The organism is Halalkalicoccus jeotgali B3, from assembly GCF_000196895.1.
GTDB lineage: Archaea > Halobacteriota > Halobacteria > Halobacteriales > Halalkalicoccaceae > Halalkalicoccus > Halalkalicoccus jeotgali.
In genome coordinates this window covers 1,397,239-1,414,782 of sequence record NC_014297.1, presented here as the reverse complement: position 1 = coordinate 1,414,782, position 17,544 = coordinate 1,397,239, and the positions used below count along the sequence as shown (strand labels likewise).

Sequence of the window (17,544 nt, the reverse complement as noted above, 5' to 3'; positions counted from 1 at the left end):
CTAGCGACCCAACCGGGTGACGTGAATGCGATCACCGTCTCGGAGTTCGGCGACAGCGACGCGCTCGAAACGAGCGAGATCGACCGGCCCGACCCCGGCGAGGGGGAGGTCGAACTCGAAGTGCGTGCGGCCGGGATCAACTTCGCGGACGTCATGCAGCGACGCGGGGAGTACCCCGGCGGTCCCCAGCCCCCGTTCACGCCAGGCATGGAGGTCGCTGGCATCGTCAGCGACGCCGGGGGAACCGACCTCTCGGAGGGCGATCGCGTGGTCGGGCTGATCGGGCGGGGCGGCTACGCGGAGTACGCCGTCGCCGACGTCGAGGCGCTGTTTCCTATCCCCGAGGGAATGGACTTCGAGGAGGCCGCCGGCTTTCCCGTCCAGTATCTCACCGCCCACAACTGCCTGTTCGAGTGGGGCGGCCTGAAGGAGGGCGAGCGGGTGTTGATCCACGCCGCTGCCGGCGGGGTCGGAACCGCCGCCGTCCAACTCGCCTCGCGGGCGGGCGCGGAGGTCTTCGGCACCGCGAGCACACAGGAGAAACTCGATCTGGCGAGCGATCTGAGCTGTGAGCACCCGATCAACTACACCGAGGCCGACCTCCCGGCGGCGGTAAGGGAGATCACGGCGGAGGGACTGGACCTCGTCCTCGACGGGGTCGGCGGCCGGAGCTTCGAGCGGAGCGTCGAGTCGCTCGCGCCCTTCGGCCGGATCGTCACGTACGGCGTGGCGAGCGGCGAACCCGGTCGGGTGGAGACGCCCCGGCTCTTCTTCGGGAACAACTCGGTGATCGGCTACCATCTCGGGAAAGCGAGCCAACAGGCGCCCGAACGGGTGTTCTCGGCCGTCGAGGACCTGACCGAGGGCTTCGCGTCGGGCGAGCTATCGGTCGTCGTCGGCGAGACGTTCGCTCTGGAGGAGGCGGCCGACGCCCACGCGTACATCGAGAACCGCCAGAGCAGCGGCAAGGTCGTGCTCGTTCCCTAGGACTACACCACCGGCTCGATCCCGTCGCGCCGCCCGTCGAGGACGCCGAACCGCTCCCCACGTCGGGTTTCGAGCCAGTAGAGCAGGCGTTCGGCCCACCGGAGCTTACGGGCTTTCGTCGCCCCGACCGAGGGGTCCTCGAAATCCCACCCCGGAAACAGGAGTTCGGAGGCGCCGAAGTGATCCGCAAGGAAGGCCCCCCGATCGCCGTCGGTGAACCCGCCGAAGTTCCGAACGGGACCGCGCGGGGCGGCCTGGGTCGTCGGGAGGACGCTCTCGGCTCCCAACCGGGGCACCCATCGCTCGACCAGCCCGAGGTTGTCCCCGTGGGCGTGAACGGCCACCGGCGTCCCCAGTCGAGTCAACCGGCGGGCCGTCTCGGGGTTCTTATCGACGTCCGTAACCATCAGATCGGGGTCGAGCCCCGCCGCGAGCAGGGTGTCGGCGGCCGTCGAGGCCGCGATCACATAGTCGGCCCCCGCGACGCGATCGAGATCGTCGGGAAGCGAGGGACCCGCCCCCGCCACCGCGACGGTCGCATCCCCGAGGGCCGCGAGACGGCGCTCGTCGAACGGTTCTACGAGTCGGGCGAGGGCGTCGCGGGCGCGTTCGTCCTCCCGGCGATCGAACCCGAAGTCCGTGATGATCGACTCGTAAATCGGCTCCCACGTCTCGAAGTTCATGCCAGTCGCTGTCGAGTTTGCGTCGATATAATCGGTTCCGTGAGCCGGATCGGCCCGAGTACCCCTACCCGGGGGCCTATCCGGCTTCCATCCGTTCGTTTTATCGCCTCCGGTATAAGCTTTCTCTTAGCTGAAATCATCTAGGATCTTCGAGAGTAATTCCGGGAGAGGGCCCGTTTCGGCCGGTACCGCTCGATTCAGCGAGGCGAACCCGTCCCGGGTGCCAAAGAGGAGTGTCGGATCGGTGCCGGCGAGGGAGACCCCCTCCGTGTCGGCGACCGCGAGGGCGAGCGCTTGGGCGGCGTCCCCGAGATCCGAGAGGCGAAACCAGCGGGTGACGCCCGCGTCGGCCAGTTCGGCGTCCCCGTCGACGCGTTCGAGGTGGCGGGCGGCCTCGCGGTGGCTGGTCACGTCGAGTTCCTCGACCGTGGGTTCGCGAACGCGCTCGCGGGAGAACTCCCGGCCGATCAACGCGGCGTCGCGCGTCTCGGCCACGTCGTGCGTTCTGAGGACGTGTGCCCCCCGCTCGACCGCCATCGCGGTCGCCGCCAGCGAAACCGGAAGCGCCTTTTCGGTACTGCGACCGGCGATATCGCGCAGGAAGTTCTTGCGGTTGATCGACACCAGCAGGGGCCGACCGTAGGCGCGAAACTCCCGTAATCTGGAGAGGGTCTCGCGGTCGTCCGCGAGGGACTTCTCCGGGCTCCAGCCCCCGAAGGCGGGATCGAGGATCGTCTTCTCGGTAAAGCCGTTCATCGAGAGGGCCTCGTAGATCCCGTCGACGGACTCGACCGCACCAGGGCGTTCGAGGTCCGGCGGCGAGGCCATCTTGACGACGGCGGCGTCGTGCGCTCTACAGGTTTCGGGCATCGCGGGGTCGGCGAACCCACAGACGTCGTTGACCATGTCGAACCCCCGCGAGAGCGCCGCATCTGCGACCTCCGAGTAGCGCGTTTCGATCGAGAAGACCGCCTCGCTCGAGACGGATTCGAGGGTCTCGACGGCGGTATCGAGGCGGTCGAGTTCCGCCTCGGGGGAGAGTACGTCGAGGCGTTTGTTCGCGGATTCAAGGCCGACGTCGACGATGTCGGCGCCCTCCTCGATCAGTTCGCGCTCGACGTACGCGGCCGCCTCGCCGGGGTCGGCGAAGACGCTCGGATCGTACGGCGATTCCTCGCTGACGTTGAGAACGCCCATGATCCGCGGCGGGTGGTCGTCGCCGATCCCCAATCCGGCGGCCTCGACGGTCTGCATACCCGGGGGTTGGGTCGACGGGGAAATAGGCGACCCGGTTCGCCCGCGTGCGGGGCGATCCACGCGACTTTTACCGAGTGCGCGGGTAAGACGACTATGGGCAAGGTGAGCATCGGGCTTCGCGGGTGGCGGTTCGAGGAAGGGGAAGTGTTCGACGACGACGGTGAGTTCAAGGAGTTGGGCGAGATCCCAGAGGAGACGCGCCTGCGCCTCGAACGTCTCGAACTGCTGGTCACCGCGCCGTGTCAGGCCTGCTGGCTGCTCCACGGCGACGAGGACATCGCCGAGTGCAACGTCGCGGAGGCGGTCTACGGCGAACCCCGCTCGGAAGTGCTACTCTGTGACGAACACGAACCCGACTTCCTCTACTGGTTTCGCGACGACGGAGGACGGGAGTACATGGGCGAAGAGGAACTGAAGGACGCCTTCCACGAGTGGTTCGCCGACGGCGGGCGCGCGCCGGGCAAATACGAGGGGATCGAGCACGTCGATACCGACCCTGCGGACGTCCCCGATCCCAGCGAGGTCGATCCCGATGAACTGGCGATCGAACAGCCCGAGGACGGCAAGCGCATCGATCTCCGGGACGTCGACCTGGGTCAGGAGTACCCCTCCTCGTGATTTCGGTCGTCATCGTCGACGCCGAAACGCCCGGCAACGTCGGCACCATCGCCCGCGCGATGAAGAACTTCGGCTTCAGCGACCTGAAGCTCGTCGACCCGCCCGAACTCGACCGTGATGGGGAGGCCTACGGCTTCGCCGGGCAGGCCCGCGAGGACGTACTGCCGGACGCCGAGGTGGTGACCTTCGACGAAGTCATCGAGGGCTTTCACACCGTGGGGTTCACTGCGACGACCAACGAGGACGCCCGCAAACACGTTCGATTTCCCTTCCGGACGCCCACCGACCTCGCCGCGGACCTCGCGAGCGTCGAAACCGACGTGGCGCTCGTCTTCGGTCGCGAGCGCGTCGGCCTGATGAACGAGGAGCTAGCACGGTTGGACCAGATCTGTGCGATCCCCGCGAGCGCCGACTACCCGGTATTGAACCTCGGACAGGCCGCGACGGTGGCGCTCTACGAACTCCGGGACCTCGCAATGAACGAGTCACAACTGCCCGATGTAGAACACGAACGCGCCGCCGAACCCGAGATCGAGCGCTTCTACGACCGATTCGACGAGACGCTACAAGCGGTGGGGTATCCCGACAGGAAGCGTCCGAAGACGATGCGGCTGGTCCGGCGGTTAGTCGGACGGTCCCATCCCACCGACCGGGAGATCACGACCTTACACGGTGTTCTGCGGGCGGTAGAGCGCGCGACGCGGGAGCGATAGCGGATGTTTTCAGAGTTATTGAACAACGGATCGTACACACTCGTCAAACGATAAAGGACGTCTGAAGTGATACAGACAGAGTGAGTAGCTAACCAGCCTTACAAGGCAGAAGTGATTGCCTTGTCGAGGAGAGTCCCTCTAGATACGTAGATTTATACGACTCGGTAGTGGTAGCGGTGTATGTTAGACGCTGGTGTCCTCCTCGCGTTCATTCCACTTGCAATCGCCGTAATCGTCTCACCAGGTCCGGACAGTATCTACACGTTAACTCGAAGTGTTAGTGATGGTCGATCTGCTGGTGTGATGGCCGCACTGGGCTCATCAGCCGGAAGTATCGTTCACACGACAGGAGCTGTATTGGGGCTCTCGGCTGTTCTGCAAACGTCGGCGGTGGCGTTTACCGTCGTCAAATTCGTCGGTGCGGCGTATCTCGTCTATCTCGGCATTCAGACGTTCAGAAAGCCGGATGAGTTCGAAATATCACCAGAGAGTACCAGCTATACGCCGACGGAGTCGTTTCAGAGCGCGCTCCTCATCAACGTCTTAAACCCCAAAGTAGCTGTATTCTTCCTCGCTTTCCTTCCACAATTTGTTCAACCGGGAAGTAGCGTTACCCTCCAGATATTCACGTTCGGCGTACTCTTTGCCAGTCTTGGGTTCGTCTATCAAGCAGTGCTTGCAGTCTTCTCAGCGCGGGCACGGCACGTGATCTCCGAACGCGATCTCGTCCAAACACTACTTCGTACGGCAAGTGGGAGTGTTCTGATCGGATTCGGTCTGAAACTCGCACTTGAGGAACGAACTGCTCCGTAGAGCGGGTACTGGAACGTTCCCAAGAGCTACCTGACAGTCAATACTGCCAAAATCGGCCGACCTTCGCACTCACGAGACGCGTTCGACGACGCGTTACAGCGCGAACCGACACCGTTCCGATTCGGTCGCCGAAGAGGGCTCAGGTCCGCTGCTGGATCTCCTCGCGCAGGGCGGCGCTGACGGCCTCGCCGTCGGCTTTTCCTCCCAAAGCGCCCATCGCCTCGCCCATCAGCCCCGAGAAGGCACCCATTCCCTCCGCTTCGACCTGCTCTGCGTTTCGCTCGACGACCGCGCGGACCGCCTCCCGTACTTCGTCGTCGGAGGCCCCGCCGAGGTCCTCGCGTTCGAGGGCCTCCTCGGGCGTGAGGTCGGGGGACTCGGCGAGGGCGCCCAGGAGATCGCCGACGCTTCCCTTCGGGAGGTCGCCGTCGCGCGCGAGCGCGAGCGTCCCGACGAGTTGGTCCTCGCTCAGGTTCTCGACAGGCACGTCGTCGCGGCGCAGTTCGGTCAGGGTGGATTCGAGCGTCCCGGCCGCGAGGGTGGGATCGACGCCCTTGCTCACGGCGCGCTCGAACAACGGCATGCGCCGGCCGTAGGCGACCTGTTCGGCCAGTCCGGCGTCCAGTCCGTGCTCTCGCTGGTAGCGTTCGACCGTTTCGGTCAGGAGTTCCGGCGTCTCGACCTCGCTCGGATCGGGTTCGACGGGCGGCACGTCCGTCTCGGGATACATCCGTGCGGCACCCGGCAGCGGACGGAGATAGCGCGAGGTGCCCTCGGCGTTCGCACCGCGGGTCTCCTCGGGCACCCCCGAGAGAGCGGTCTCGGCGCGGGCCGCCACCGCCTCGATCGCACGTTCGGCAGTGGGGGTATCGTCGGCGACGATGGCGACCGCGTCGGTTTCGTCCACGTCGACCGCCTCGCGCAGCGTCGCGACTTCCCCCTCGGTAACGCCGTAGGCCGGCAGTTCGTCGGTGTGGAAGATCCCGCCCGCGCCGTGGCGCTTCGCGTGATCCGACAGTTCGGTTCCCAGCCGGCGGTCGGGCTGGATCTCTCGACCGACCAACCCGTCGAAACCGTACAGCGGGACGGCCATCACCGAACCATCCCCGGAGAGGGCACCGCCGATGACCCCGCTGTCGGTCCCGGCGAAGACGTCGCTGACGTCGACGGGATCGCCGACGCTCGCCCCCCGCTCTGCGAGTTCGTCTGCGATCTCCAAGAGCGCGACCTGTCGCCCCACCTCGCCGCGTACGAGGTCAGCGATGTCCTCCAGACTCTGGACGCCCTTCATCTCGACGCGGGCGCCCTCCGCGATCGAGACGTTGACGTCCTGTCGGATCGTCCCCAGTCCACGTTTGACCGTCCCGGTCGAGCGAAGCAACATCCCGATGCGCTCGGCGGCCTCTAGGGCCTGCTCGGGCGAGGAGATGTCGGGGCTGGTACCGATCTCCACGAGCGGGATCCCCAACCTGTCAAGACTCCAGCGCACCCCCGACTCCGTTTCCTCGATTCGCTGGGCGCTTTCCTCCTCCAAGAGGAGGTCCTCGATCCCGACCGGTCCCTCGCTCGTCTCGATCTCACCGTCGGTGGCGATCAGCGACGAGCGCTGAAAGCCCGAGGTGTTCGAGCCGTCGACGACGATTTTGCGCATCACGTGGGCCTGATCGACGGGATCCATGTCGAGCAACTGGGCGATTTCGAGGGCGACCCCGAGAGCCTCCCCGTCCATTCGGTGGGGTGGCTCGTCGTCGGCCTCGACCAAACAGGTCGTATCGTAGGCCAGATACTCGAACTCCCGATCGACCCGGCTTTCCTCCAGAGCGGCCTCGTCGATCTCGCCGAGCTCGCTCTTGGTCGGGTGTAGAAAGCGCGTGAACGTCCGCGTCGATTCGGCAGGCTCGCGCCGCTCGGTCGGGCACGCACAGAAGAGCTTGCTCGCCGTGTCGAGTTGCTGGTGAATCTCGAGGCCGGCGACGAGTCCCAACTCCTCGTAGTCGTAGGTGTCGCTGTCGGTCATTGTGGCGACGTGGGAATCCGAGGGGTAAAAAACCGTTCAGTCTCCGCCTCGACGACGAAGGCGCTCAGTGCGTATCCTCGCTCTCCTCACCGTCGTGGCTGTGGTTTCCGTCGTGAGTATGATTCGCTTCGTCCTCGTCGTGGCTGTGTCCCTCTTCGCCCTCGTCGTGACTGTGATTTCCGTCCCCGTCGTGACTGTGGTTTTCGGCGTCCCCGTTGGGCTCCTCCTCGGTGATGCTTCCGACATCGGTACAGCCGGTGATCAGCGGGACGCTCGCGGCACTCAGCGCGAGAAAACTGCGTCGTTGCATACCGACCAGAAGCGACCCGGTAGTATAGAGGCAACGACTCGCGTTTCGAGGGGTTGGGCGGAGCGGTTTAGTATCCCGTCATTGTACGAACAGGTATGGACTCGACCCTCTCGTTCGACGACGTTCTGGCCGACGGGTTCGTTATCGGGGCGGTGTTGCTATGTTGGTGGGTCGTCGCGTTGATCGTGACGCTACCCGCGCTCGCCCTCGGAAGCACGTTTCTCACGACCGTCCTGCGGTGGCTCGCGATCTTGCTCATGGTGACGGGCGTGGGCAACGCGCTGGTGTATGCCATCGCCCGCGGGATCGTCCTCTCGGAGGAGGCCCGGTTCCAGTAACGGCCCACGGATCCCGACAACCTATCGCGTCCGGGTCGCGATCCGGACGTCGTCGACCCGCAGGAGGTCCTCGGTCAGGCCCTCGCCGTCGCACTCCTCGTTCGGGCAGGTGTAGTGCCAGCCGTCGCGGGTGGCTCGGCGCTCGGCGAACCGGTCCCCGCAGACCCGACAGAACAGCTGACCTTCCGCGCACGCATCGCGGTGCAGCGACAGCGCGAGTTCGGTCCGGAAGGTCCGCTTGCAGTTCCGACACGTGTACATATCAGATGCTACTCACACGTCAGACATAGCTGTACTGGTTTCAGTCGGGTCGTTGAGACGTGTGACTCGGGAACACGATACGGCCGCTCGAACGTTACTCCTGGCCGAGGATTCCGCGGTGGGTCATCAGCTCGGGGTCGAGTACGTCATCGACCTCGTCCTCGTCGAGATAGCCCTTCTCGAGGACGACTTCTCTGACCGTCTTGCCTTCTTTCAGCGCCGTCTTGGCAGCGTCGGAGGCCTTGTCGTAGCCGATGTGGGGGTTGAGCGCGGTCGCAAGCGCCATCGACTGTTCGACCTGGTCCTCACAGTGCTCGGCGTTGGCTTCGAGTTTCGCGACGAAGCGCTCGCCGAACTGTTCTGCGGCGTTCGCGATGATCCCGGCCGATTCGAGGAAGTTGTGCGCGAGAACGGGTTTGTAGAGGTTCAGGTCGAGTTCGCCCCGCGCTCCGCCGGCGGAGACGGCCGCGTCGTTGCCGACGACCTGCTTGTGGGCCTGATTGACCGATTCAGCGACGACGGGGTTGATCTTGCCGGGCATGATCGAGGAGCCGGGCTGGTTCTCGGGCTGTTCGAGCTCGCCCAGACCGTTTCGCGGCCCCGACGCGAGCAGCCGGAGGTCGTTTGCGATCTTGTTCATCGAGCCGGCAACCACGCGCAGCGCGCCGTGGGCCTCGACCATCGCGTCGTGGGCGGCCTGGGCCTCGAAGTGGTTGTCGGCCTCGACGAACTCGACCCCCGTCTCTTCGCTGATGTACTCGGCGGCCTTCTCGGGGAACTTCTCATCGGTGTTCAGTCCCGTGCCGACGGCGGTCCCGCCGAGTGCGAGTTCCGAGAGGTGCGCACGCACCGCCTTCACGCGGGCGCGGCCCTTCTCGATCTGCGTGCGGTAGCCGCCGAACTCCTGACCCAGCGTCACCGGCGTGGCGTCCTGGAGGTGGGTTCGCCCGGTCTTGACGATGTCGGCGAACTCCTTTTCTTTGGCTTCGAGTTCCCCCTCCAGGGATTCGAGGGCGGGCAGAACGTCCTTTTCGAGGGCTTCGAGCGCCGAGACGTGCATCGCCGTGGGGATCACGTCGTTGCTCGACTGGCCGTAGTTGACGTGGTCGTTCGGGTGAATGGCCCGCGAACCGATCTCGCCGCCTCGGATCTCCGTCGCGCGGTTCGCGATCACCTCGTTCGCGTTCATGTTCGAGGACGTCCCCGAGCCCGTCTGGAAGACGTCGACGGGGAACTCCTCGTCGTGCTCGCCGGCGATGACCTCGTCTGCGGCCTCAACGATCGCGTCGGCGGTTTCGTCCTCGACGAGATCGAGGTCGCGATTGGCTTGGGCGGCCGCCTTCTTGACGATCCCGAGCGCGCGGATGAACCGCCGGGGGAAGGTGATCCCCGAGACGGGGAAGTTCTCCACTGCGCGCTGGGTCTGTGCGCCCCAGTAGGCCTCGGTAGGGACTTCCATCTCGCCGAGACTGTCCTCTTCGATCCGCACGTCCTCGCTCATACCCGGGCCCTCGCGGGCCGGGGGGTAAAACCTACTGGAACCGGCCGGTGACTCACGGTCGACGACCTGCCGGCAGACGGAGACCCGACCCGATGTGTGAACGAGCCCGGAACACCCACTGAGGAACGAAACAGACTATATGAGAACTGACGTGTTTGTGAGAAATCGAATGATGGAGACGATTTTATATCTATAGATTTACCTTGTTATTCGGTAATGAAAAATTCTCGAAACGATTAAGTGGTTTGCCTCCACCTGTATGGATGTACTACAGTACTAACCATGAATAATGAACGATCGAGGACGATTTCACGGCGGACGTATTTGACGGGGAGCGCCGCGGCCGGTGCCGCGGGCCTCATGGGTCTCTCGGGCTGTCTGAGCGGCGGCGAGGGGGGGTCGGGCGGTGACGGTAACACGCTCGAGATCCTCCACGGCTGGACCGGCGGGGACGGCGCGGAGGCGGCCGAGGCCCTCTTCGGGGCCTTCGAGGAGGAACACTCCGATATCGAACTCGACGAGAACCCGATCGGCGGCGGGGGTAACCAGAGCCTCGACCAGACGGTCGCGAACCGACTCCAGAGCAACGACCCGCCGAGTTCCTTCGCCGGCTGGCCCGGTGCGAACCTCCAGCAGTACGAGGGCGTGCTCGGCGACATCGAGGAGGACGTCTGGAACGAGGCGAACCTACAGGACGCCCACGCCCCGGAGGCCGTCGAGGCCTGCCAGTTCGACGGCGGCTTCTCGGCGGTCCCGATCGGCTCCCACCGGATGAACGACCTCTTCTACAATATCGAGGTCGTCGAGCAGGCTGGCGTCGATCCCGCGTCGCTCACCGACGTGAACGCGCTGATCGATGCCCTGGATACGGTCAGCACCGAGACGGAGGCCACGCCGATGGCGTTCGCGCTCGCACCGTGGGGGATCCTTCAGACCTGGGCGGTCACCATGCTCAGCGAGCACGGTTTCGACGCCTACACGAACTTCATCGAGGGCAACGGCGATGAGGCGGCCGTGCGCTCGACCTTCGAGACGCTTGGGGAGCTTCTGGGCAACTACATCAACGCCGATGCCGCCTCCGTCGACTTCACGGAGGTCAACCAGCGTATCATGAACGGCGACGCAGCGTTCATCCACCAGGGCAACTGGGTCGCCGGTGCCTACATCAACGAGGGCCTGGAGTACGGCGCCGAGTGGGACGCGGTCCGGTTCCCCGGCACCGACGGGATGTACGGACTTCACATCGACTCGTTCATCTACCCGGGCGAGAACCCAAGCCCCGAGGAGACCGCGACCTTCATGCGCTTTGCCGGCGGCGAGGCCGCCCAAGTCGCCTTCAACCAGTACAAGGGCTCGATTCCGACCCGCCAGGAGGTCCCCACCGACGAGTTCAACCAGTACCTCACCGACACCATCGAGGACTTCCAGAACGCGGAGCAAAAGCCTCCGACGCTGGCCCACGGGCTCGCGGTCCCTCAGAGCACCCAGTCGGAACTCGAGGGCGTCCTGAACGACAACTTCGCGGACCCCTTCGACGTCGACGCCGCGACCCAAGGGTTCATGGACACGGTCTGACCACGCCATCTGTATGAAACGTGTTCTAACGTTTTTGCGGCGGATGCGCGGGAAGCGCCGCGTCCGGGCCGACGGCGGGGCCACGGAGAGTCGCTCGACGGCCAGGCGTTGGCTCGACAGCGACATCGTCCAGTCGGCGCCCTTCTGGGGCCCGCCGTTCCTGCTCATGGGCTTTTTCGTCTACGCGGCGATCGGCTGGAACTTCGTCCTCTCGCTGACGGACTACTCGGGCTTTGGCGGGGCCGACTACAGCAACCTGAACTTCGAGAACTACCGGCTGATGCTCGAGGACCCGGCGATGTGGGAGGCGACCCGGAACACCTTCGTCCTGCTCGTGGTCTTTACGGTCACGTGTCTGCTCGTCGGACTGGGACTCGCGATCTTGCTCGATCGACAGGTCCGCTTCGGGCGAGGGTTTCGGACGATCTACCTGCTGCCGTTCGCCCTGTCGTTCATCGTCACCGCGCAGTTCTGGCGGTGGATGTACAACGTCAACGACGGTATCGTCAACCAGTTCGTCGGGATCTTCGGGCTCGGGCCGTACAACTGGCTGGGGAACCCACAGATCGTCCTCGGGGCGGTGATCTTCGCGCTCGTCTGGCAGTTCAGCGGCTATACGATGGTGATCTACCTGGCCGCGTTGCGCTCGATCCCGACCGACCAGTACGAGGCCGCCCGAGTCGACGGTGCCGGCACCCTCCGGATGTATCGACGCGTGATCGTCCCGCAACTGCGCCCCGCGATGGTCAGCGCCTCGGTGACGCTGGTGCTGTTTGCGCTGAAGGCCTTCGACTTCCTGTATGCGGTCTTTGGAGGCTATCGCCCCAGACAGGGGGCCGACATCCTCGCGACCAAGATGGTCCGCGAGGCCTTCGGCCAATCGGAGTGGGCCTACGGCTCCGCGATCGCGATCGCGCTGTTCGTACTGTCGCTCGCGGTGATCGCGCCGTATCTCTACAGCCAGTACACACGAGGTAACCTATGAGCGAACGATCGGTTTCCGCCGGAGAGGAAACGGGCGACGAAACGACGACGGGCTTCGATCTCCGGCGGATCGGCCTGTACGCGACGATGCTTGCGCTGGTCGTCTTCTACCTGCTCCCGATCGAGTCGGGGCTGGTGACCTCGATCAAGACCTCGGAGGCGCTCATCAACACCCAGCCGTTCGCCCCGCCCGGGCCGGCGGGCGTGACCTTCGAGAAGTGGCAGTTCGCCTTCGAGACGCTGTGGAGCGGGATGATAAACAGTATGCTGTTTACGATCCCCGCGACGCTTCTCTGTGCGGTCTTCGGGAGCATGGCCGCCTACGGGCTGACGCTGGTCGATTGGCGCGGGCAGGTCGCGGTGTTCACGCTGTTCATCGCGGGGATCTTCATCCCCTATCAGGCGGTCATCGTCCCGCTGACGCAGTTCTGGTCGCAGTACGCGATGCTCGACGTGCGACTCGGGCTGATACTGTCGGATCGGGCCGCGACGCTCCTCGAACTCGTTATCACCCACACCGCCTACGGGATCCCGATCTGTACGCTGCTGTTTCGCTCCCAGTACAAGACGATGTCCTGGGAGATGATCGAGGCGGCCCGACTGGACGGCGCGACCGTCTGGCGCATCTATAGGCGGATCGTCCTTCCCCTGTCGATTCCGATGTTCGCGGTCGTGTTCATCTTCCAGTTCACCCAGATCTGGAACGAGTTTCTGTTCTCGTTGACGATCATCGGGAGCGTCAGCGATCCGGCGGCCTCGGCGACGCTGATCCTCTCGGGGCTTGGTGAGGCCTTGGAGGGGACCGACTACCCGCTGCGGATGGCCGGCGCGTTCATCACGGCGCTGCCGACGCTGGTGGTCTACGTCCTGTTCGCCGACGAGTTCGCCGAGGGGGTAGAAGTATGACCGGGCGACGACTGCACCGACGCGTACGGAGGTTCTAAGATGGCGCACACCAAACTCGACAAGGTAACGAAAGTGTTCACGGAGGACGACGGCGGCGAGATCGTCGCCGTCGACGAGGTATCGATCGACATCGACGACGGCGAGTTCCTCGTCCTCGTCGGCCCCTCAGGCTGTGGGAAGTCGACGACGCTGCGAATGGTCGCGGGTCTCGAATCGATCACGTCGGGCACGATTTCCCTCGACGACAGGACCATAAACGACGTGCCCGCCAAGGACAGGGACATCGCGATGGTGTTCCAGTCGTACGCGCTGTATCCCCACATGACGGTGCGGGAAAACATGTCTTTCGGGCTCGAGGAATCGACGGACATGCCCGACGAGGAGATCCGCGAGCGCGTCGAGGAAACCGCTTCGATGATGGGTATCGAGAACCTCCTCGATCGCAAGCCCGGTGAGCTCTCGGGCGGCCAACAACAGCGGGTCGCACTCGGACGGTCGATCGTCCGCGATCCGTCGGTCTTCCTGATGGACGAGCCCCTCTCGAACCTCGACGCGAAGCTCCGCGCGGAGATGCGCACGGAGCTCCAGCAGCTCCAATCGGAACTGGGGACGACGACGATCTACGTCACCCACGACCAGACCGAGGCGATGACGATGGGCGACCGGATCGCGATCCTCAACGACGGCGTCCTCCAGCAGATTGCGACACCCCTGGAGTGTTACCACCAACCCAACAACCTGTTCGTCGCCGGGTTCATGGGCGAACCCGCGATGAACTTCATCGACGTTCGCCGGGACGGCGAGCGCCTCGTGACGGGCGACGGTGCCCTCGAGTACTCGCTCGACGAGGCGACCCTCGCCGATCTCGGTGAGGTGACCGACCTCGTGTTGGGGGTCCGACCCGAGGATATCGAAGTCGTCGCCCGTTCGGGGTCACCCGCGGACCACGAGTTCGAGGCGTCAGTGACCGTCGTCGAACCCAAGGGCAACGAGAACAACGTCTATCTCGACATGAACGGGATCGACCTCATTGCGGCCGTCCCCGGCCTCCGGTCGATCGAAACGGGGTCGACGGTTCGGATCCGGATCCCCGAAGCAGCGATCCACCTCTTCGACCGGACGAACGGCACCGCATTGCACAACCGACGGCTCGACGAGGAACTGACGGCCGACTCGCCGGTCTGATCGGCTCCGATCCCTCGTGGTCCCGCCCGGCGACGAGGTCACACCTGTCCCACATGTTGATGCACGACCGTGTATATGGAAAGCGATTTATCGCCCTCGGCTGAACACGAGAGTGAATGAGCCTCTCGGATTCGGATCGCGAGATCATCACCACCGAACTCGACCGGGAACCCACGCGCGCGGAGGCGACGCTGTTCGAGAACCTCTGGAGCGAGCACTGTGCGTATCGCTCCTCGCGGCCACTTTTGGGCGCGTTCGAGAGCGAGGGCGAACAGGTCGTCGTCGGGCCGGGCGACGACGCCGCCGTCGTGGCGCTTCCCGACACCGAAACCGGAGAGCCGAGCGAGACCTACGTCACGCTCGGCATCGAGAGCCACAACCACCCCTCCTACGTCGATCCCTACGACGGCGCGGCGACGGGGATCGGCGGCATCGTGAGGGATACCCTCTCGATGGGTGCGTACCCGATCGCGCTGATGGACTCGCTGTACTTCGGTGGGTTCGACCGGGACCACACGCGCTACCTGCTGGAGGGGGTCGTCGAGGGGATCTCCGACTACGGCAACGCCATCGGGGTTCCCACCGTCGGGGGAAGCCTCGCCTTCCACCCCGATTACGAGGGGAACCCGCTCGTAAACGTCGCCTGCGTCGGGTTGCTCTCCGAGGAGCGCCTCGTCACCGCCGCGGCCAAGCGGGCGGGCAACAAACTCGTGCTCGTTGGCAACGCGACCGGCCGGGACGGTCTGGGTGGGGCATCGTTCGCCAGCGAGGATTTAGCGGAAGACGCCGAGACGGAGGACCGCCCCGCCGTGCAGGTCGGCGACCCGTATACGGAGAAGTTACTGATCGAGGCCAACGAAACCCTGATCGACGAGGGGCTGATCGAGTCTGCCCGCGATCTGGGTGCGGCGGGGCTGGGTGGGGCCTCCTCGGAACTCGTCGCGAAGGGCGGGTTAGGCGCGCGAATCGACCTGGAGCGGGTCCACCAGCGCGAGCCGAACATGACGGCCGTGGAAGTCCTGCTCGCGGAGTCCCAGGAACGTATGTGCTACGAGGTGCGCCCGGAAAGCGTCGAGCGGGTCCGGGCGGTTGCGGATCGGTTCGATCTGGGCTGTTCGGTCATCGGGGAGGTCGCCGAGGGCAACTACGTCTGTGAGTTCGACGGCGAGACGGTCGTCGACGTCGCTCCGGAACTGCTCGCCGACGGCGCGCCGATGAACGACCTCGCATACGTCGAGCCGGCCGACCCCGAGCGCGATCTGCCCGAAATCGACCTACAAGACGCGTTCGAGGCGGTCGTTTCGAGCCCGAACACCGCGAGCAAGGAGTGGGTCTACCGGCAGTACGACCACGAAGTCGGCCTGCGAACGGCCGTCAAGCCGGGCGACGACGCCGCCGTGCTAGCGATCAGGGAGGGCACGGACCGCCCGGACGGTGCGAACCGCGGGCCCGGCACCGGACTGGCGATCTCGGCGGGTGCCGACCCGAACTGGACCGCGGCCGATCCCTACGAGGGCGCGCGGGCGATCGCCGTCGAGAACGCGACTAACCTCGCGGCGAAGGGCGCGACGCCGCTTGCGGCCGTGGACTGTCTCAACGGCGCCAACCCCGAGAAGCCCGAGGTCTACGGCGGTTTTCGGGCGATCGTCTCGGGGCTCGCGGACGCCTGCTCTGACCTCTCGGTCCCGGTGGTCGGCGGGAACGTCTCGCTGTACAACGATTCTGCGACCGGCCCGATCCCGCCGACCCCGACGCTCGCGATGGTCGGCGCGCGCGCGGGGTACGACGCCCCGCCGACGCGCCTCGCGGGCGAAGGGGCCCTACTGGCTGTCGGCGACCCGGTGCTGGCGGGCGATGTGGCGCCCGAACTGGGCGGCTCGGAACTGCTCGCGCGGTTCGGTGGTTCCGATCGCTTCCCCGCCCCCGCCGAAGGCGCCCCCGCGTTCGTCGGGGCGCTCGCAGAGGTCGCCGAGGACGAGGGGACGCTTGCGGTCCACGACGCGAGCCACGGCGGGCTCGCCGTGACGCTCGCGGAGATGGTCGGCGAGGCCGGCGCGCGGGTCGACCTCTCGGGTGGCCCGGCGCTCGGACGGCTCTTTCACGAACGGGTGGGGCGAGCGGTAATCGAGACGACCGACCCCGAGGGCGTCCACGAGCGCGTTGCGGGAGTCGCGCCCGTCGTCGAGATCGGCGAGGCGACCGCCGATGGCGTCCTCGAAATCGAAACCGACACGGGCGAACTGACCTCTTCGGCCGCGGAGATCGCGGACCTGCGCGACGTCCTCGCGCGCGAACTGGACTGACCGACTCAGGTCTTCGAGAGGTCGCCTGCCTCCTCCGCGGATTCCCTGACCGACTCAAGGGTGGCTTTCGCGCTCGTCGCGCTCACGGCGGCGTTGACCGCACCCTCGACCAGTGGAGCGTCCGCGAAGGTCGCCTCGATTTCGCTCACTTCGACGGCCATCTCGGCGTTCATCACCGCGCTTCCGAGGTCGGCGAGCACGACGACGCCCTCCGCCCCCGCGCTCGCCGCCTCGATCGCGTCGGCGATCAGGTCGACGCTGGTTCCCAACTCGCCGCCATCGGTGCCGCCGGCAGGAACGATGCTCGCCTCGCTCGCCATCTCGCCGGCGACCTCGCACACCCCTTCTGCGAGCCGAGCGCTGTGGGAGACGACGACGAGGCCGATCATTCCTCGACCCCCGAACCCTCTTCTGCTTCCGTCTCGGCCGCCGCGTCGACCACCGTCGCCGCCTCGCCGTCGAGGTACTCGGCGGCCACGTCGTGGATCTCCTCGAGCAGGTAGAGCGTGCTCGTCGCGCCCGGATCGGGATGGCCCACGGAGCGCCAGCCGAGATACGACGCTCGGCCTTTGCTCGCGCGAATCGGGGTGGTAAAGCGAACGCCCCGCTCTGTGGCGTCGACCGCCTTCGAGAGCGCCGCCAGTGGGTCGAGATCGTCGACTTCGATCGCGCGCTTGTAGGTGTGAACCGCAGGCGTGAGCGCGTCGACCATCGTCTTATCGCCGACGCTCGCCCCGCCGCGATCCTTCACCTTCTCGAGGTAGGCCTCCGCGAACGCCACCGACGACTCGGTCGTGATCCCCTCCTCGAACTCGCTGCTCGCGACGGCGAGCGAGCCCCCGTAGAGCGGGCCCGATGCGCCCCCGACCTTCGAAAGCAACGCCATCCCGGCGGCCTTGACGAACGCCGCTGGGTCGTCGTCGGGATCCGCCCCGTCGAGCGCGGCCTGAAAACCCCGATGGAGGTTCGCGCCGTGGTCCGCGTCGCCGATCGCCGAGTCCAGATCTGTGAGGTGGTCCTTTTCGCTTTCGATCCGATCGGCGATCGCCGCCAGTGTGGCCACAAGCGCCTCGCGCTGGATGCCCTCGTCCAC

Annotated in this window: 18 protein-coding genes; 10 read left to right on the top strand and 8 right to left on the bottom strand. The window is 65.7% G+C overall.

Features of this window, described 5'->3' with window-relative positions; genetic code table 11:
• The first annotated feature begins 21 nt into the window (after positions 1 to 21).
• Positions 22 to 987, top strand: a complete 966-nt coding sequence (locus HACJB3_RS07320) for a quinone oxidoreductase family protein (protein ID WP_008415235.1) — start codon at positions 22 to 24, stop codon at positions 985 to 987.
• A gap of 2 nt (positions 988 to 989) precedes the next feature.
• Here the strand turns inward: HACJB3_RS07320 and HACJB3_RS07315 are convergent, their stop codons facing one another.
• Complete coding sequence (locus HACJB3_RS07315; RefSeq protein ID WP_008415234.1) at positions 990 to 1,670, bottom strand: 6-hydroxymethylpterin diphosphokinase MptE-like protein; 681 nt, start codon at positions 1,668 to 1,670, stop codon at positions 990 to 992.
• Positions 1,671 to 1,796: 126 nt separating this feature from the next.
• Positions 1,797 to 2,924 carry a dihydropteroate synthase gene (gene folP / locus HACJB3_RS07310; protein WP_008415232.1) on the bottom strand — a complete coding sequence of 376 codons (1,128 nt, stop codon included), beginning with the start codon at positions 2,922 to 2,924 and terminating at the stop codon, positions 1,797 to 1,799.
• A gap of 96 nt (positions 2,925 to 3,020) precedes the next feature.
• Here folP and HACJB3_RS07305 point away from each other — a divergent pair, with 96 nt between their 5' ends.
• The 3 genes from HACJB3_RS07305 (at position 3,021) to HACJB3_RS07295 (ending at position 5,071) form a co-directional block, all read left to right on the top strand.
• Positions 3,021 to 3,545 carry a hypothetical protein gene (locus tag HACJB3_RS07305; RefSeq protein ID WP_008415231.1) on the top strand — a complete coding sequence of 175 codons (525 nt, stop codon included), beginning with the start codon at positions 3,021 to 3,023 and terminating at the stop codon, positions 3,543 to 3,545.
• Entirely contained in the window at positions 3,542 to 4,258 is a 717-nt protein-coding gene (locus tag HACJB3_RS07300) for an RNA methyltransferase (RefSeq protein WP_008415229.1), read from the top strand. The genes HACJB3_RS07305 and HACJB3_RS07300 overlap by 4 nt, the downstream gene beginning before the upstream one ends.
• A gap of 180 nt (positions 4,259 to 4,438) precedes the next feature.
• On the top strand, positions 4,439 to 5,071 hold the full coding sequence (locus tag HACJB3_RS07295) for a LysE family translocator (RefSeq protein ID WP_049934361.1): 633 nt from the start codon (positions 4,439 to 4,441) through the stop codon (positions 5,069 to 5,071).
• Positions 5,072 to 5,210: 139 nt separating this feature from the next.
• Here the strand turns inward: HACJB3_RS07295 and gatE are convergent, their stop codons facing one another.
• Positions 5,211 to 7,088, bottom strand: a complete 1,878-nt coding sequence (gene gatE, locus HACJB3_RS07290; RefSeq protein ID WP_008415227.1) for a Glu-tRNA(Gln) amidotransferase subunit GatE — start codon at positions 7,086 to 7,088, stop codon at positions 5,211 to 5,213.
• 64 nt (positions 7,089 to 7,152) lie between these two features.
• On the bottom strand, positions 7,153 to 7,398 hold the full coding sequence (locus HACJB3_RS07285; protein WP_008415225.1) for a hypothetical protein: 246 nt from the start codon (positions 7,396 to 7,398) through the stop codon (positions 7,153 to 7,155).
• A 95-nt stretch (positions 7,399 to 7,493) separates the two neighbouring features.
• Between HACJB3_RS07285 and HACJB3_RS07280 the strand changes: the two genes are divergently transcribed.
• Entirely contained in the window at positions 7,494 to 7,736 is a 243-nt protein-coding gene (locus HACJB3_RS07280) for a hypothetical protein (RefSeq protein WP_008415223.1), read from the top strand.
• Between the two features lie 21 nt (positions 7,737 to 7,757).
• Here the strand turns inward: HACJB3_RS07280 and HACJB3_RS07275 are convergent, their stop codons facing one another.
• Complete coding sequence (locus HACJB3_RS07275) at positions 7,758 to 7,997, bottom strand: HVO_2901 family zinc finger protein (protein WP_008415221.1); 240 nt, start codon at positions 7,995 to 7,997, stop codon at positions 7,758 to 7,760.
• A gap of 94 nt (positions 7,998 to 8,091) precedes the next feature.
• Entirely contained in the window at positions 8,092 to 9,498 is a 1,407-nt protein-coding gene (locus HACJB3_RS07270; protein WP_008415220.1) for a class II fumarate hydratase, read from the bottom strand.
• 282 nt (positions 9,499 to 9,780) lie between these two features.
• Between HACJB3_RS07270 and HACJB3_RS07265 the strand changes: the two genes are divergently transcribed.
• The 5 genes from HACJB3_RS07265 (at position 9,781) to purL (ending at position 16,451) form a co-directional block, all read left to right on the top strand.
• A complete protein-coding gene (locus tag HACJB3_RS07265; protein ID WP_049934359.1) occupies positions 9,781 to 11,073 on the top strand; it encodes an ABC transporter substrate-binding protein in 1,293 nt (430 codons plus the stop codon).
• Between the two features lie 13 nt (positions 11,074 to 11,086).
• Positions 11,087 to 12,058 (top strand): carbohydrate ABC transporter permease, encoded by a 972-nt coding sequence (locus HACJB3_RS07260; RefSeq protein ID WP_238532857.1) that lies wholly within the window; start codon positions 11,087 to 11,089, stop codon positions 12,056 to 12,058.
• A complete protein-coding gene (locus tag HACJB3_RS07255) occupies positions 12,055 to 12,963 on the top strand; it encodes a carbohydrate ABC transporter permease (protein ID WP_008415216.1) in 909 nt (302 codons plus the stop codon). Before HACJB3_RS07260 ends, HACJB3_RS07255 begins: the two co-directional genes overlap by 4 nt.
• Positions 12,964 to 13,002: 39 nt before the next feature.
• Positions 13,003 to 14,148 (top strand): ABC transporter ATP-binding protein, encoded by a 1,146-nt coding sequence (locus HACJB3_RS07250; RefSeq protein ID WP_008415214.1) that lies wholly within the window; start codon positions 13,003 to 13,005, stop codon positions 14,146 to 14,148.
• Positions 14,149 to 14,264: 116 nt separating this feature from the next.
• On the top strand, positions 14,265 to 16,451 hold the full coding sequence (gene purL, locus HACJB3_RS07245) for a phosphoribosylformylglycinamidine synthase subunit PurL (protein WP_008415212.1): 2,187 nt from the start codon (positions 14,265 to 14,267) through the stop codon (positions 16,449 to 16,451).
• A 5-nt stretch (positions 16,452 to 16,456) separates the two neighbouring features.
• Here purL and dhaM read toward each other — a convergent pair whose 3' ends face one another.
• Together dhaM and dhaL are read right to left on the bottom strand one after the other, a co-directional pair.
• On the bottom strand, positions 16,457 to 16,840 hold the full coding sequence (dhaM, locus tag HACJB3_RS07240) for a dihydroxyacetone kinase phosphoryl donor subunit DhaM (protein ID WP_008415211.1): 384 nt from the start codon (positions 16,838 to 16,840) through the stop codon (positions 16,457 to 16,459).
• A complete protein-coding gene (dhaL, locus tag HACJB3_RS07235; RefSeq protein ID WP_008415210.1) occupies positions 16,837 to 17,544 on the bottom strand; it encodes a dihydroxyacetone kinase subunit DhaL in 708 nt (235 codons plus the stop codon). Before dhaL ends, dhaM begins: the two co-directional genes overlap by 4 nt.

Coding starts and splice junctions, on each gene's coding strand:
- HACJB3_RS07315 (WP_008415234.1), bottom strand. CDS start 1,670: ATGAACTTCGAGACGTGGGAGCCGATTTACGAGTCGATCATCACGGAC.
- folP (WP_008415232.1), bottom strand. CDS start 2,924: ATGCAGACCGTCGAGGCCGCCGGATTGGGGATCGGCGACGACCACCCG.
- HACJB3_RS07305 (WP_008415231.1), top strand. CDS start 3,021: ATGGGCAAGGTGAGCATCGGGCTTCGCGGGTGGCGGTTCGAGGAAGGG.
- HACJB3_RS07295 (WP_049934361.1), top strand. CDS start 4,439: ATGTTAGACGCTGGTGTCCTCCTCGCGTTCATTCCACTTGCAATCGCC.
- gatE (WP_008415227.1), bottom strand. CDS start 7,088: ATGACCGACAGCGACACCTACGACTACGAGGAGTTGGGACTCGTCGCC.
- HACJB3_RS07285 (WP_008415225.1), bottom strand. CDS start 7,398: ATGCAACGACGCAGTTTTCTCGCGCTGAGTGCCGCGAGCGTCCCGCTG.
- HACJB3_RS07280 (WP_008415223.1), top strand. CDS start 7,494: ATGGACTCGACCCTCTCGTTCGACGACGTTCTGGCCGACGGGTTCGTT.
- HACJB3_RS07275 (WP_008415221.1), bottom strand. CDS start 7,997: ATGTACACGTGTCGGAACTGCAAGCGGACCTTCCGGACCGAACTCGCG.
- HACJB3_RS07270 (WP_008415220.1), bottom strand. CDS start 9,498: ATGAGCGAGGACGTGCGGATCGAAGAGGACAGTCTCGGCGAGATGGAA.
- HACJB3_RS07265 (WP_049934359.1), top strand. CDS start 9,781: ATGAATAATGAACGATCGAGGACGATTTCACGGCGGACGTATTTGACG.
- HACJB3_RS07260 (WP_238532857.1), top strand. CDS start 11,087: ATGAAACGTGTTCTAACGTTTTTGCGGCGGATGCGCGGGAAGCGCCGC.
- HACJB3_RS07255 (WP_008415216.1), top strand. CDS start 12,055: ATGAGCGAACGATCGGTTTCCGCCGGAGAGGAAACGGGCGACGAAACG.
- HACJB3_RS07250 (WP_008415214.1), top strand. CDS start 13,003: ATGGCGCACACCAAACTCGACAAGGTAACGAAAGTGTTCACGGAGGAC.
- purL (WP_008415212.1), top strand. CDS start 14,265: ATGAGCCTCTCGGATTCGGATCGCGAGATCATCACCACCGAACTCGAC.
- dhaM (WP_008415211.1), bottom strand. CDS start 16,840: ATGATCGGCCTCGTCGTCGTCTCCCACAGCGCTCGGCTCGCAGAAGGG.